This is a genomic window from Polymorphobacter fuscus, from assembly GCF_011927825.1.
In the GTDB taxonomy this organism is placed as follows: Bacteria; Pseudomonadota; Alphaproteobacteria; order Sphingomonadales; family Sphingomonadaceae; genus Sandarakinorhabdus; species Sandarakinorhabdus fusca.
The window spans coordinates 2663573-2677063 of the sequence record NZ_JAATJI010000001.1 but is presented as its reverse complement, the minus strand read 5'-3'; the positions used below and the strand labels follow the sequence as shown (position 1 = coordinate 2677063).

The following is a 13491-nucleotide window of genomic DNA, read 5'->3' as shown; positions in this document are numbered from 1 at the left end:
CGGTTCGTGTGACCGGGCTGAGATAAGCGCAGCATCGTTGCGTTCAAGTCCGGCGCCGCATTTAAGCAACCGCGGGTCATAGGCAAGCCCCGGTTGCATCCCCCGCGCGCGCCGCCCATGGTCCCGCCATGCCCCGCCGCCCTCCCTCGCCCGCCCCCGGCCTGCCCAGCCGCGACGCCATCTTGGCCTTCATCCGCAGCCAGCCGACCGCCGTCGGCAAGCGCGAGATCGCCAAGGCCTTCGGCCTGCACGCCCAGGACAAGATCGCGCTCAAGGCGCTGCTGAAGGACATGCTGGACGACGGCGCGCTCGAAGTCGGCCCCGGCCGCACCCTGCAAAAGGCCGGCGGCCTGCCCAAGGTCGCCGTGTTGCGCATCGTCGAAGCCGCCGAGGACGGCCCCGTCGCCGTTCCCGACCGCTGGGACCACGCCGCCCCGCCGCCGCGCATCCGCCTGATCGAGGGGAAACGCCGCGCCGCGCTCGGCGTCGGCGACCGCGTGCTTGCGCGGATCGAGGAAACCGGCACAGGCTATACCGCCTTTCCGATGAAGGCGCTCGCCAAGACCGAGGAGTTCGTCCTCGGCATCCTGCGCCGCGACGCCGCCGGCTATCGCATGGTCCCCGTCGACAAGCGCGCCCGCGCCGACCTGGCGGTCAGCGACCCCGGCGACGCGAAGGTCGGCGACCTCGTCCTCGCCGAACCCGCCGGCCGGCCGCCGCGCCAGTCCGCCCGCGTTGTCGAAATCCTTGGCGATCCCTTCGCGCCGCGCTCCTTCTCGCTCATCGCCATCCACGCCAAGGGCATCCCCCACCGGTTCGACGAGGCCTCGCTGGAGGAAGCCGCCCAGGTCGCCCGCCGGCCCCTGAACGTTGGTAGCGGAGACCGCGAGGACCTGCGCGCGCTGCCGTTCCTAACCATCGATCCCGCCGATGCGCGCGACCACGATGACGCCGTCTGGGCGGCGCCCGATGCCGACAACCCGGGCCAGTTCAAGGCCATCGTCGCGATCGCCGATGTCAGCTTCTACGTCCGCCCCGGCACGCCGCTCGACCGCGCCGCCCGGCAGCGCGGCAACAGCGTCTATTTCCCCGATCGCGTCGTCCCGATGCTGCCCGAAACCCTGTCCGCCGACATCTGCTCGCTGGTCGAAGGGGAGGACCGCGGCGTCCTCGCCTGCCATTTGCAGATCGCCGCCGACGGCAAGGTGCTGGCGCAGCGCTTCACCCGTGCCGTCATCCGCTGCGTCACCAACATCGCCTATGAAGATGCGCAAGCGAGTATCGACAGCGCCAGCGGCGACTTCCTCCCCGTCCTGCGCGACCTCTGGGCCGCCTGGGGCGCGCTGTCCAAGGCCCGCGACGCCCGTGAACCGCTGGCGCTCGACCTTCCCGAACGCCGCGTCATCCTCGACGACGCCGGCCGGATCGTGTCGATCGCGCTGCGCCAGAGCCTCGACGCGCATCGCCTGATCGAGGATTACATGATCGCCGCCAACGTCGCCGCCGCCAAGGCGCTGGAAGCGAAGAAGTCGCCGTGCATGTACCGCGACCATGAGCCGCCGAGCCGCGAAAAGCTGGTGGCGCTCAAGGACTATCTCGACACCTTCGATGAAAAGCTGGCGCTCGGCCAGGTCATCAAGCCCGCCACTTTCAACCGCATCCTGGCGCGCGCCAAGGGCAAGCCCGAGGCCGAACAGCTGATGGAGGCGGTGCTGCGCAGCCAGACCCAGGCCTATTACAGCCCCGACAACAAGGGCCATTTCGGCCTGTCGCTGGGCAGCTACGCGCATTTCACCTCGCCGATCCGCCGCTATGCCGACCTTGTCGTCCACCGCGCGCTGGTGGCGGCGTACCAGCTCGGCGACGGCGGACTGTCCGATGCCGATGGTGCCGCGATGGGCCGCACCGCCGACCATGTCAGCATGACCGAGCGCCGCGCCATGGAGGCCGAACGCGACACCACCGACCGCTATGTCGCCGCCTTCCTGTCGACCCGGCTGGGTGAAGTCCTGCCGACGCGCATCACCGGCGTCGCCAAGTTCGGCTTTTTTGCCCAGGTCATCGGGCTTGGTGGCGACGGCCTCGTCCCCGTCTCCACCCTCGGCGACGAACGCTTCGTCTTCGACGAGGATCGCCGCACCCTGGAGGGCATCGAAACCGGCACCCGCTACCAGTCCGGCATGCGCCTCGACCTGCGGCTCGCCGAAGCCAACCCGATCACCGGCGCGCTGCGCTTCGAACTGCCGCTCGGCGAAGGCCAGCAACCCGGCGAACGCCGCGACCGCGTGCGGACCGGCCGCCGACCGGGCCAGTCACGCGTGCCGAAGGGCATCCGGCGCGGGGGGCGGTAGAGCCCCTCGCCGCCTCAGAACGTGCCCGAACGCGGGGACTTGTCTGTCGCCCGTCACTTGACACACGACAGGTACCGCGGTAGTCGGTGCCATGGAAATCGAATCCATCCGGCACAAGGCGCTTCGCAACTTTGCCGAGACCGGAACCACCAAGGGCCTTCCCGGCAATCTGATCGGCCGCCTGCGCAACATGCTGGCCTATCTGGTTGCCATCGAGGCGGCAGACGAATTGCTGGTGCCACCCAATTTCGGCGCGCATCTGCTGACCGGTGATCGCAGCGGCACCTGGTCGCTGACGGTGACCAAGAACTGGCGGATGACCTTTCGGGTGACGCAGGGCCTCGCCATCGAAGACCTCGATCTGGAGGATTATCACTGATGCCGATTACCCTGCACGCCAGCTTCGCCATCCATCCCGGTCCCTGGTTGCGCACCGAATTCATCGAGCCCCATGGCCTCAATGTCACCGTCGCTGCCCAGAAGCTTCACGTTACCCGCCAGGCGATGAGCAATCTTCTCAACGGCAACGCCGGTGTGTCGGCTGAAATGGCGATCCGCTTTGAAAAGGCTTTCGGTCTTCGCGCCGAGACGCTGTTGCGGATGCAGGCAGCGCATGATCTTGCCGCGGCGCGCGCGAAGGAAGCTGCGATTCTGGTGGACCGCATTGCGGCGTAGGGCGGCAGCCGGGGCGCCAACGCACGCCCGCCCTCAGCTGTCGCTGTCGCCGGCCCCCGCCGATCGCCCGAACGGTCCGATCAGGCGCCGGTATTCCGCTTCCGGCTGGCCATAGGCTTCACCGGAAATATCCTCCAGCCGGGCACGGTCGACGATGACGACGCGGCCGCGCTGGGACCGGATCATCCCTGCGCCTTCCAGGAAATGCAGCGTGATCGTCACCCCGCTGCGCTGCGCCGCGATCATCATCGCCATGAATTCATGGGTGATCTGGATCTCGTCGCCGTCCAGCCGGTCGTGACACATCAGCAGCCAGCGTGCCAGCCGCGCCTCCATGCGGTGATGGGCGTTCGACACCGCCGTATGCGCGGTCTGGACGAGGAAACTCTGCACATAGCGCAGCAGATGCGCCTGCAGCGACGGGCTGGCCGCCGCCGCTGCGAGCAGCCGGTCGCTGTCGATGCGCAGCGCGGTCTGCCCATCCACCTGCATGTGCGTATAATGCGGCGAAGACCTGGCACCGAGCATGACGGCCGACCCCGAAAAGCCTTCGCGGCCGAAAATGCCGATCTCGGTCATCCCCTGTTCGGGCAGGCGCGACACCACCGATGCGACGCCGCTTTCGAGGAAATAGACCTGGTCGATCGGCATGTTCGCGGTGACCAGGACCTGCCGCGGTTCCAGCACAACCCGCGTGAAGCCCGGCGCGAGCAGCGCCAGATCCGCGTCGGCCATCAGCCTGAGCAGAATATTGTGACTGTAATTGCGGAGATTCGACATTGTTCGCCTGATGGTCGGGGCGAAAACCTGCGCTGCCTTCAGTCAGTCGCGCCCTGAAACACTGGCGACCGATAGCCGATATATGGGAAAAATAAATTCTATTTACATAGGTAGTTCACGCATTGTCTCGCATAAAACAAGACTATATTAGTCCGGTATTTAGGAATACTGCCTTCGACACGTATCGAATACATCTGCAATCGGCACGTTTGCCGGGCTGGCACGCACGCAGAAATGGCCGCAGTCCGCGACGCGCTGCAGCGCCGCGAGATGGCGAATGACGACCTCGCGCCGGGCCAGCGCCACCAGTCCTTCGGCGCGCAGTTCCTGCAGTGTCCGTTCGATGGTGACCGGCGTCAGCGCCAGCACATCGGCCAGCCCATCGGCCGTCAGCGGCGGATCGAACCCGATTCCGCCGGCGCCGTCCGGCTTGCCCAGCCGATACGCCAGTTCGCAAAGCAGATGGGCGGTGCGCCCGGGCGCCGATTGCCAGTCGAGATGGGCGGACCATTGGGCGCGAATCGCTTCCTCGACATAGCGCAGCCAGGTAAAGCTGCACCTGATCCCCGGGTGATCGGCGACCAGTGCCAGCGCCTGTTCGCGGGTCACGCACACGACCGACCCCGGAGTCAGCATCTCGACACTGTAGTTCGCGCGCGCCAGCAGCAGGGCATCGATGGTGCAGGCATCGGTCGGCGCCAGCACGGCCAGCGTCTCGCGCTGCGCTTCGGGCCCTTCCCGGAACCGATAGGCGCGGCCGTCGGCGAGAAGATGCACTTCCCGCATCGGCTCGCCTTCGCGCACCAGCGGCTCCCCGGCGCTGACCAGCCGGAAATGCAGGCCGACCCCGGCGGCGTCGGGCTTGCCACCGGCCGACGGCGCCGTTGCTGGCCGGGGACCCCGCGGGCCGATCATTTCAGCCATGGGCACATTCACCGACGCTCGACACAACACGACTCCGTCACAATTTGTTAACCATGACTCCAAGATGAACGGGTCGATTGCCGGGCGAAAGCCTCTGTCCGGCAGCGAACATTCCACAGATATCAGAATATTATCTGATTCTTAACGATTGCACCGCAACCGACACGGCCGGCTGCCAACTGCCTGATCCTGTCCTACACGAACCGGATCGGTTACAAGGACGGATGCCCGAACATCCGACACCACGATCGGCAGTCGTATGCCCGCAGGCAGCAGGGCGTGGCGCCCGTTCGGGCGCAACGTCGCATGCCACAATCGGTGTGACTTTCGAGACTTTCGGCAGCGCCCGCCGCGCGGTTTACTCGCAGGCCAGCCCCGCCGCCATCGCCGGCGCGCGCACCAGCCCCGGCGCCACGCCGATCGCCGCATCGGCCCCGGCCAGCGACCAGCCGGCGAAGGTGCCGCCAGCGAACCACAGCGTCAGGCCATTCGGCCAGCGCGCGAAATCGCGGTCGCAGCCGGTGTCATGCCCTTCCGTCGCGGTGCCGAACGACCGTGCCAGGATGGCGAGCAGCAACGACTGGCGCAGCCCGAACGGCGCCGGCCTGGCGGCACCGCCGCGCGGATCGGTCAGCAACAGCCCGTCCTTCGCCACGGCGACGCGATACACCGGCAGCGCGTCCGCGGCGGCCTGCGCCGCGTCGGCGGCCGCCTTGGCCTTCACCTGCGCCGGGTCGGGTGCACAGCCGGCGAGCGCGAGCAGCAGCACGAAACGTTTCATGGCGCGATCACCAGCCTGTCGCCGGGCTGCAGCCGGTCGAGCCAGCGCGCCAGCACCGGCCGGTCGACAGCGACACAGCCTTGGGTCGGCCGGCGATCGGGCCGGGTGCAGTGGAAAAAGATGGCGCTGCCCAGCGGCGCCAGCGGCGGGCGGTCGTTGTGACCGAGGACGATGATGATGTCATAGGCGCCGTCATCGCGCCACAGCCGCTCGGCACCGAAGCGGTGGGGATGGCGCACCGGGCGGTTGTACGCCGGGTCGGCGGCATCGTCGGACCAGCCATCGTCGGCGCGCAGCCAGCGCCACGGCAGCGCCGTCGCCGGCGCCGCCATCCGGTCGGGGCGCAGCAGCGCCGCGCGGACCGGCCAGGCGCCGATCGGCGACGCGCCATCGCCTTCGCGCTTGGCGTCGGCGGCAATGGTGCCGGCGCGGCCGAAGACGGCGGGCACCGCCTCGTTGAAGGCTTCGACCGTGCCGGCGGACAGGCTGGCGAACAATGTCACAGCAAATGCCCCTGGCGGTCGCGCTTGGTGCCGAGATAGCCGATATTGTGCGGGTTGGGCGCCATGCTGTGCGGCACGCGGGACACCGCCAGCCCATGCGCCGCCAGACCTTCGACCTTCAGCGGGTTGTTGGTCATCAGTTGCACGCTGCCGACGCCGAGCTGGTGCAGCATCGCCGCCGCCAGCGTGAAATCGCGCTCGTCGGGCTCGAACCCCAGCCGTGTGTTGGCGTCGACGGTATCGAACCCCTGGTCCTGCAACGCATAGGCGCGCAGCTTGTTGATCAGCCCGATGCCGCGGCCTTCCTGTTGCAGGTAGAGCAGGATGCCGCCGCCGGGGTTGGCGGCGATCGCCGCCAGCGCGGCGTGCAGCTGCGGGCCGCAATCGCATTTAAGGCTGCCGAGCACATCGCCGGTCAGGCACGCCGAATGCAGCCGCACCAGCACCGGCTGGACGGGGTTGGGGTCGCCGATGACCAGCGCCAGATGCTCGGGGCCGCCATCGCCGGGGCGAAAGGCGACGACTTCGGTATCGGGTGCCTGCGCCAGCGGCAGCCGGGCGCGCGACGACAAGGTCACGTCGGCGGCGGCGGCGGGCAGCGCCAGCACGGCGTCGACAGCCACGGTGACGACCGGCGCCGCCGCGGCGATGGGCACCGCATAGACCGCCGGCAGCAGCGCCGCCTGCTTGGCGAGGGTGATCGCCGCCAGCGCCGCCACGCGGTCGCCATCGAGCGCCCGGCTGGTGAACGGCCCCTTCAATGGTGTCGCCATGTCGAGCACCGGGTCGGCGACGGCACGGCTGGCGTCGAGCCCGAGCCACGCCGGCCGCTCGACCCACACCGGCTCCGGGTCGGCGACGGCCGCGGCGCGCTGGTTGGTGATGGCGAGCACCGCCGCCCGCCGCGCGGTGATGATGAGGCCGGCGCGGCCGCTGCCTTCCAGCGCCGCCAGCGACGCCGCATCGGCAAGTTCGGCGGACAGGATCGCCAGGCCGCCATCCGGCCCCGCCAGCCCGACGATGCGCCCACGCCGCAGCGCGTCGATGGCGGCTTCGGCGACGCTCACAGGGCGAAGGTCGCGATCTGCGGGACATGGTCGGACGGCTTGCCCCAGTCGCGCGCGTCCTCGATCACTTCAAAGCCGGTTGCCGCCGCCGCCACCTCGGGCGATGCCCAGATATGGTCGAGCCGGCGGCCGCGATCGGACAGCCGCCAGTCGGTGGCGCGATAGCTCCACCAGGTGAACAGCCGCTCGGGCGGGGCGATGAAATGGCGGCCGAGGTCGACCCAGTCATGGCTGGCCTGCAACGCCGCCAGCGCCGCAACCTCGACCGGCGTATGGCTGACGACGTCGATCAGCGCCTTGTGGCTCCAGACGTCGCATTCCAGCGGCGCGACGTTGAAATCCCCGACGATCACGGTGCCGTCGCGCAGCGATTCCGACCAGCGCAGCATCCGCCCCAAAAAATCGAGCTTCTGCCCGAACTTGGGGTTGAGCGTGCGGTCGGGAACGTCGCCGCCGGCGGGGATATAGACATTCTCGATCAGCACGCCATTGGCCAGCCGGGCGCCGATGTGCCGTGCCTCGCCATTGTCCTGCCAGTCGAACCGCCGGTCCTCGGTCAGCGGAATCCGCGAGACGGTGGCGACGCCATGGTGCATGCGCTGGCCGTTGAGGATGCGGTGGTGATAACCCATCGCTTCGAACATGGCGTGGGGAAAGGCATCGTCGACGACCTTGGTTTCCTGCAGGCACAGCACGTCGGGGGCATGGTCGCGCAGGAAGCGTTCGACGATATCGAGGCGGAACCGCACCGAATTGATGTTCCAGGTGGCGATGCGCAGCGTCATGGCGCAGCGTCTAGCCCAACCCCGGGCAGGCGTCACCTGTGCGATGACAGGCGCGATGACAGGTCGGGCAGTCCGGGCTAAAGCGGCGCCATTCCTTGCAAAGGTCGGCGCCATGTTCATCCGCACCATCATCCTGTCGTTGCTGGCGGCCCCCGTGCTTGCCGCGGCGCCGGCACCGCCGGTCAAGGAAGCATGGGACCGCACGCGGCCGCAGGTCAGCGGCGCCTGGGTCCGCGCCGCGGCCGTGCCCGGGCGCCCGGCCGCCGGCTATCTCGTGCTCGCCGGCGGCGGCCAGCCCGATACACTGGTGGGCGTCACGTCGCCCGGCCTGCGCATCGAGCTTCACAGCATGTCGATGGCGGGGGGCATCATGAAGATGGCAAAGCTTGATTCGGTACCGGTGCCCGCCGGGGCAAGGGTGGCCTTTGCCCCGGGCGGCAATCATCTGATGATCTTCGGCATGACCGGCGCGCCGACCTCGCTGCCGCTGACGCTGGTGTTCCGCAACGGCAAGCCGCTGACGACCGTCGCTGCCGTCCGCGCGCCGGGGGCGACTCCGCCGGCCGATCCGCACGCGGGCCATTGATGCCGCCGATCGACACCGACCGACCGTTGACGGCCGGCGAAGTCGCCATCTGTGCACAGGTGTTCGGGCCTGCGCTCAACCCGGCGCTGGCGTCGATCCGGCGGCGCAAATTCTGGCCGCTGCACCCGCGCCGTGTCACCATGGCGCCCGACGGCCATGTCTGGTGCCACCCGGACGGCAACAACTGGTGCACCGATTATGCGGCAGCATCGCTCGGCCTGCGCGCGCATTTCGTCCATGAAATGGTCCATGTCTGGCAGCATCAGCAGGGCCGCAAGCTGATCTTCGCGCGGCCGCCGCTGGCGCGCTATGGCTATACGCTGAAGCCCGGCAAGGCGTTCGCACGCTATGGCATCGAGCAACAGGCGTGCATCGTTGCCGACGCCTATGTGCTGCGCGCCCAGGGCGATCGCAGCGGGCTGGCACCCTATCGGGCGGTGCTGCCCTTCGGCGACTGGTCAGCCTAGTTCCACACCCTGCGCCGCCGCCGCCGCCGCCAGCACGGTGCGGACATCGACACCCGGCGCATCGAGCCAGCCGGTCATCTGCGCCTTGAGCGATCCCAGGTCGGCCGAGCGCACCATCGCCTTGATCGGGCCGACGCCGGCGGGCGTGATCGACAGGCTTTCGACGCCAAGCGCCAGCAGCGCCAGCGCCTCCAGCGGCCGGCCGCCCATTTCGCCACAGACGGTCACCGGCACGCCGGCGGCATCGGCCTCGCGCACGATGCGGCGCAGCACGCGCAGGATGGCGGGCGACATCCAGTCATAGCGGTCGGCAAGCCGCGGGTTGGCGCGGTCGGCGGCGAACAGGAACTGGGTCAGGTCGTTGGTGCCGACCGAGACGAAATCGGTCAGCGGCAGCAGCACGTCGAGCATCTCGATCAGCGCCGGCACCTCGATCATCGCGCCATAGCGGACATGGGCCGGCAGATCATGGCCCTGGCGCGCCAGCAGTGCCCGCTGGCCTTCCACCAGCGCCTTGGCCTCGCGGAATTCCCAGGGTTCGCTGACCATCGGGAACATGATGTTGAGCGTGCGCCCGGCGGCACCTTCGAGCAGCGCGCGCGCCTGGACTTTCATCAGTCCGGCGCGGCCCAGCGCCAGCCGCAGCGCGCGCCAGCCCATGGCGGGGTTTTCCTCGCCTTCGCCTTCCTGCAGATAAGGCACCGCCTTGTCGCCGCCGATGTCGACGGTGCGGAACACCACCGGCCGCGTGTCGGCAGCTTCCAGCACCGTGCGATACAGCGCCTGCTGGCGTTCGCGCCGCGGCAGGGTGGCCGACACGAGGAACTGGAATTCGGTGCGGAACAGCCCGATGCCGTCGGCGCCGGTCAGGTCGAGCGCCTGGGCATCGTCGGCGAGCCCCGCGTTCATCAGGATGGCGACGCGCTGGCCATCGCGGCTGATCGCCGGCAAGTCCTTGACCGCTGCGAATTTTTCCGCCTGCCGCGCCTTCACATCGCGCATCGCCTCGTACGAGGTGATCATCGCCGCCTGCGGCCGCACCAGCAGCGCGCCATTGCCGGCATCGACGATCAGCTCGTCGCCGTCCGACACCTGGGCGAACAGGTCGGTGACGCGGCCCAGCACCGGCACCCCCATCGCCCGCGCCACGATGATGACGTGCGCCGTCAGGCTGCCTTCTTCCAGCACCACGCCCTTCAGATAGCGCTTGTCATATTCCAGCAGTTCGGCTGGCCCCAGGTTGCGCGCGATGAGGATGGTATCGTCGCGCAGCCCCGATTTCGCCGCGGTGCCGAGCTGCCCCGAGACGATGCGCAGCAGGCGGTTGGAAAGATCGTCGAGGTCGGTCAGCCGTTCGCGCAGATAGGGGTCGTCGATCGACCGCATCCGCGCCCGGGTGCGGGCCTGGACGCGTTCGATGGCGGCTTCGGCGGTCAGGCCGGTTTCGATCGCTTCATTGATGCGGCGGGCCCAGCCTTCGTCATAGGCGAACATCTTGTAGGTATCGAGAACGTCGTGATGGTCGCCGCCCCCGGCAAATTCGGCCTGGCCCATCATCGTGTCGATCTGCTCGCGCATCCGGGTGAACGCCGAATAGACGCGGGCGCGCTCGACATCGGTGTCGTCGGCAACTGTGTGCTCGACAACGACCCGCGGCTGGTGGAACACCGCCACGCCGCGGCCAAGCCCGTCGACCAGCTTCAACCCCGACAGCCGCAGCGGGCCGGAACTTGCCGCACGCGCCCGCGCCGCCTGGGCATCGTCGACCAGCCCGGCGCCGTGGATCAGTTCCGACAGCACCATGGCGACGGTCTGCAGCGCTTCGATCTCGACTTCGTCATAATCGCGCGGCTCGCGGTGCTGGACACCAAGGACGCCGATCGCCGCCTCGCGCCGCACGATCGGCACGCCGGCAAAGCTGTGGTAGTCATCCTCGCCGGTTTCGGGACGATAGGCAAAGTCCGGGTGTTCCTTGGCCTCGGCAAGGTTCAGCGGCTCGCGCGTCGCGGCGATGGTGCCGACCAGCCCCTGCCCCATGCTCAGCCGCGTCACATGCACGGCCGATTGCGCCAGCCCCTGTGTGGCGAACAGTTCGAGCATGCCGTCGCGCAGCAGATAGATCGACGCGACTTCGCTGGTCAGCAGCTCGGCAACGATGCGGACCACCTGGCCCAGTTTTGCCTCAGCGCCGCTCTTCGACGCCATCACTTCGTGAAGGCGGCGCAGGATTTCCCGAGCGGCGTTGGCGGCGGCCATCAGGCCGCCGATTCGAAGGGCGAAGCGCGGCTGTGGAGCGCCGCATCGGCCTCGGCAACGAGTTCGGCGATGATCTCCGCCACCGGCTGTTCGCGCGTGACCATGCCGACGGACTGGCCGGCCATCAGGCTGCCGTTCTCGATATCGCCATCGACCACGGCGCGGCGCAACGCGCCGGCCCAATAATGTTCGATGGCCAGCTGCCCCGCCGCAAGGTCCATCGCGCCGCGATCGACCGCTTCGGCAATCTCGCGCTGCTTGGCGGTGAAGGCCTCGGTGCCGGCGTTCTTGAGCGCGCGCACCGGTATGACCGGCAGCCGCGGGTCGATCTGGACGCTGGCGACGGCGTCGCGGGCGGAAGCGCGAAAAAACGCCTTCTTGAAATTGGCATGGGCAACACTTTCCGCCGATGCCGCAAAGCGCGTGCCGAGCTGGACGCCCGACGCCCCCATTTCGAGCCAGGCCGCGATCGCCGCGCCGCGCCCGATGCCGCCGGCGACGAACACCGGCACATCGGTGATGACCGGCAGGATTTCCTGCGCCAGCACGCCGAGCGATACCGGCCCGATATGGCCGCCGGCTTCCGACCCTTCGATGATGATGGCGTCCACACCCGATCGCACCAGCTTCCGGGCCAGCGCCGCCGTGGGGGCAAAGCACATCAGCTTCGCACCGGCGGCCTTGATCGCCGCAATGGCGGCCCCCGACGGCAGCCCGCCGGCGAGGACGATGTGGCTCACGCCGTGGCGCGCGCAGACGCCGATGAGTTCCATCATCGCCGGATGCAGGGTGATCAGATTGACGCCGAACGGCTTGTCAGTCAGCGCCCGCGTCGCCGCGATTTCGGCATCGAGCAGCGCCGGCGTCATCGACCCGCAGGCAATGACGCCAAAGCCGCCGGCGTTGGAAATGGCGCTGACCAGATGCCGTTCGCTGACCCAGGTCATGGCGCCGGCCATGATCGCCTGGCGCGCGCCCAGAAAGTCGCGGCCGCGTTGCGACAGCTGGTCGAGCCGGGTCATGCCGCGACGCCTTCGGGGGCATCGAGCCCATAGGCCGAGTGCAGGACGCGCACCGCCAGCTCGACATATTCCTCGGAAATGAGGACGCTGACCTTGATTTCGGAGGTGGTGATCGCCTGGATGTTGATGCCGCGATCGGCCAGTGCCCGGAACATCGTCACCGCAACGCCGGCGTGGCTGCGCATGCCGACCCCGACCACCGAGATCTTGGCGACGGCCGCGTCCGACAGCACCTGCGCATAGGCGATGTCGCCGTGCGATTTCGCCAGGACATCGAGCGACAGCGGCAGCTGGGTGCGCGGTACGGTGAAGGTGACGTCGGTGGTCCCCTCCCCCTTGGCGATGTTCTGGACGATCATGTCGACATTGACATTGGCATCGGCGAGCGGGCCGAAGATGGCGGCCACCACGCCCGGCCGGTCGGGGACGCCGACCAGCGTGACCTTGGCCTCGTTCTTGTCATAGGCGACGCCGGCGATCAGTTCGCGTTCCATGTCTTCATCCTCGTCCACAACCAGCGTCCCCGGCGCGTCGGTAAAGCTCGACAGCACCTGGACCTTGACCTTTTCCTTCATCGCCAGCTCGACCGAGCGCGTCTGCAACACCTTGGCCCCGACCGACGCCAGTTCGAGCATTTCCTCATAGGTGATGCGCGCCAGCTTGCGCGCCCGCGGCACGATCCGCGGGTCCGTCGTATAGACGCCGTCGACGTCGGTATAGATATCGCAGCGGTCGGCCTTCAATGCCGCCGCCAGCGCCACCGCCGATGTGTCGGACCCGCCGCGCCCCAGGGTGGTGACGCGATTGTCGTCGCTGACCCCCTGAAAGCCCGGCACCACGGCGACCTCGCCGCGCGCCATCGCCGCGACCACGGCATCGGTTTCGATGCCTTCGATCCGCGCCACGCTGTGCGCGGCCGAGGAATGCACCGGCAACTGCCACCCGAGCCACGACCGCGCCGGCACGCCGGCGGCCTGCAGGGCGATGGCGAGCAGGCCGGCGGTCACCTGCTCGCCGGCGGCGACGACGACATCATATTCGCGCGGGTCGGCCAGCGGCGAGGCTTCGCGGCAAAAGCCCACCAGCCGGTCGGTTTCGCCGGCCATCGCCGACACCACCACCGCCACCTGATTGCCGGCCGCGACTTCCCGGCCGATGCGCGCGGCGACCCCGCGAATGCGTTCGATCCCCGCCATCGAAGTGCCGCCGAATTTCATGACGATGCGGGCCATTGCGAACGAAGGATCCTTACCTGCGGCCGAGGACAGTGAAACACTTGGGCGCCGCGTGCGCG

At 68.6% G+C, this 13491-nt stretch carries 14 protein-coding genes; 5 read left to right on the top strand and 9 right to left on the bottom strand.

Annotated features, from left to right (window positions below; all coding sequences use genetic code 11):
* Positions 1-128: 128 nt before the first annotated feature.
* From rnr to GGQ62_RS12730, 3 genes are all read left to right on the top strand, one after another.
* Positions 129-2351, top strand: a complete 2223-nt coding sequence (gene rnr / locus GGQ62_RS12740) for a ribonuclease R (protein ID WP_152578671.1) — start codon at positions 129-131, stop codon at positions 2349-2351.
* 91 nt (positions 2352-2442) lie between these two features.
* A complete protein-coding gene (locus GGQ62_RS12735; RefSeq protein ID WP_152578670.1) occupies positions 2443-2730 on the top strand; it encodes a type II toxin-antitoxin system RelE/ParE family toxin in 288 nt (95 codons plus the stop codon).
* Positions 2730-3026 (top strand): HigA family addiction module antitoxin, encoded by a 297-nt coding sequence (locus GGQ62_RS12730; protein ID WP_152578669.1) that lies wholly within the window; start codon positions 2730-2732, stop codon positions 3024-3026. The genes GGQ62_RS12735 and GGQ62_RS12730 overlap by 1 nt, the downstream gene beginning before the upstream one ends.
* 33 nt (positions 3027-3059) lie before the next feature.
* Here the strand turns inward: GGQ62_RS12730 and GGQ62_RS12725 are convergent, their stop codons facing one another.
* The 6 genes from GGQ62_RS12725 to GGQ62_RS12700 all read right to left on the bottom strand — a co-directional run bounded on the left by GGQ62_RS12725 (position 3060) and on the right by GGQ62_RS12700 (position 7866).
* Positions 3060-3806 carry a Crp/Fnr family transcriptional regulator gene (locus tag GGQ62_RS12725; RefSeq protein WP_152578668.1) on the bottom strand — a complete coding sequence of 249 codons (747 nt, stop codon included), beginning with the start codon at positions 3804-3806 and terminating at the stop codon, positions 3060-3062.
* A gap of 159 nt (positions 3807-3965) precedes the next feature.
* Entirely contained in the window at positions 3966-4730 is a 765-nt protein-coding gene (locus GGQ62_RS12720) for a Crp/Fnr family transcriptional regulator (protein ID WP_152578667.1), read from the bottom strand.
* 358 nt (positions 4731-5088) lie between these two features.
* Positions 5089-5511, bottom strand: a complete 423-nt coding sequence (locus GGQ62_RS12715) for a hypothetical protein (protein ID WP_152578666.1) — start codon at positions 5509-5511, stop codon at positions 5089-5091.
* Positions 5508-6014 (bottom strand): L,D-transpeptidase family protein, encoded by a 507-nt coding sequence (locus GGQ62_RS12710; RefSeq protein ID WP_152578665.1) that lies wholly within the window; start codon positions 6012-6014, stop codon positions 5508-5510. The genes GGQ62_RS12715 and GGQ62_RS12710 overlap by 4 nt, the downstream gene beginning before the upstream one ends.
* Positions 6011-7081 carry a GTP cyclohydrolase II gene (gene ribA, locus GGQ62_RS12705; protein ID WP_243446685.1) on the bottom strand — a complete coding sequence of 357 codons (1071 nt, stop codon included), beginning with the start codon at positions 7079-7081 and terminating at the stop codon, positions 6011-6013. Before ribA ends, GGQ62_RS12710 begins: the two co-directional genes overlap by 4 nt.
* Positions 7078-7866 carry an exodeoxyribonuclease III gene (locus tag GGQ62_RS12700; protein ID WP_194163397.1) on the bottom strand — a complete coding sequence of 263 codons (789 nt, stop codon included), beginning with the start codon at positions 7864-7866 and terminating at the stop codon, positions 7078-7080. The genes ribA and GGQ62_RS12700 overlap by 4 nt, the downstream gene beginning before the upstream one ends.
* A 112-nt stretch (positions 7867-7978) precedes the next feature.
* Here GGQ62_RS12700 and GGQ62_RS12695 point away from each other — a divergent pair, with 112 nt between their 5' ends.
* Together GGQ62_RS12695 and GGQ62_RS12690 are read left to right on the top strand one after the other, a co-directional pair.
* Entirely contained in the window at positions 7979-8452 is a 474-nt protein-coding gene (locus tag GGQ62_RS12695) for a copper chaperone PCu(A)C (RefSeq protein WP_167649621.1), read from the top strand.
* Positions 8452-8919: a vgr related protein gene (locus GGQ62_RS12690; RefSeq protein ID WP_152578662.1), complete on the top strand. Its 468-nt coding sequence runs from the start codon at positions 8452-8454 to the stop codon at positions 8917-8919. The genes GGQ62_RS12695 and GGQ62_RS12690 overlap by 1 nt, the downstream gene beginning before the upstream one ends.
* Here the strand turns inward: GGQ62_RS12690 and ptsP are convergent.
* The 3 genes from ptsP to GGQ62_RS12675 are packed head-to-tail and all read right to left on the bottom strand — an operon-like array spanning position 8911 to position 13429.
* Positions 8911-11175, bottom strand: coding sequence for a phosphoenolpyruvate--protein phosphotransferase (ptsP, locus tag GGQ62_RS12685; RefSeq protein WP_194163396.1), 2265 nt, complete (start codon positions 11173-11175; stop codon positions 8911-8913). The genes GGQ62_RS12690 and ptsP overlap by 9 nt on opposite strands.
* Positions 11175-12197 carry an NAD(P)H-dependent flavin oxidoreductase gene (locus tag GGQ62_RS12680; RefSeq protein ID WP_152578661.1) on the bottom strand — a complete coding sequence of 341 codons (1023 nt, stop codon included), beginning with the start codon at positions 12195-12197 and terminating at the stop codon, positions 11175-11177. Before GGQ62_RS12680 ends, ptsP begins: the two co-directional genes overlap by 1 nt.
* Entirely contained in the window at positions 12194-13429 is a 1236-nt protein-coding gene (locus GGQ62_RS12675; protein WP_152578660.1) for an aspartate kinase, read from the bottom strand. Before GGQ62_RS12675 ends, GGQ62_RS12680 begins: the two co-directional genes overlap by 4 nt.
* Between the last annotated feature and the right edge of the window lie 62 nt (positions 13430-13491).

Bases quoted from the DNA above. Each gene is read 5' to 3' on its own strand.
- rnr (WP_152578671.1), top strand. From the start codon at position 129: ATGCCCCGCCGCCCTCCCTCGCCCGCCCCCGGCCTGCCCAGCCGCGAC.
- GGQ62_RS12735 (WP_152578670.1), top strand. From the start codon at position 2,443: ATGGAAATCGAATCCATCCGGCACAAGGCGCTTCGCAACTTTGCCGAG.
- GGQ62_RS12730 (WP_152578669.1), top strand. From the start codon at position 2,730: ATGCCGATTACCCTGCACGCCAGCTTCGCCATCCATCCCGGTCCCTGG.
- GGQ62_RS12725 (WP_152578668.1), bottom strand. From the start codon at position 3,806: ATGTCGAATCTCCGCAATTACAGTCACAATATTCTGCTCAGGCTGATG.
- GGQ62_RS12720 (WP_152578667.1), bottom strand. From the start codon at position 4,730: ATGGCTGAAATGATCGGCCCGCGGGGTCCCCGGCCAGCAACGGCGCCG.
- GGQ62_RS12715 (WP_152578666.1), bottom strand. From the start codon at position 5,511: ATGAAACGTTTCGTGCTGCTGCTCGCGCTCGCCGGCTGTGCACCCGAC.
- GGQ62_RS12700 (WP_194163397.1), bottom strand. From the start codon at position 7,866: ATGACGCTGCGCATCGCCACCTGGAACATCAATTCGGTGCGGTTCCGC.
- GGQ62_RS12695 (WP_167649621.1), top strand. From the start codon at position 7,979: ATGTTCATCCGCACCATCATCCTGTCGTTGCTGGCGGCCCCCGTGCTT.
- GGQ62_RS12690 (WP_152578662.1), top strand. From the start codon at position 8,452: ATGCCGCCGATCGACACCGACCGACCGTTGACGGCCGGCGAAGTCGCC.
- ptsP (WP_194163396.1), bottom strand. From the start codon at position 11,175: ATGGCCGCCGCCAACGCCGCTCGGGAAATCCTGCGCCGCCTTCACGAA.
- GGQ62_RS12680 (WP_152578661.1), bottom strand. From the start codon at position 12,197: ATGACCCGGCTCGACCAGCTGTCGCAACGCGGCCGCGACTTTCTGGGC.
- GGQ62_RS12675 (WP_152578660.1), bottom strand. From the start codon at position 13,429: ATGGCCCGCATCGTCATGAAATTCGGCGGCACTTCGATGGCGGGGATC.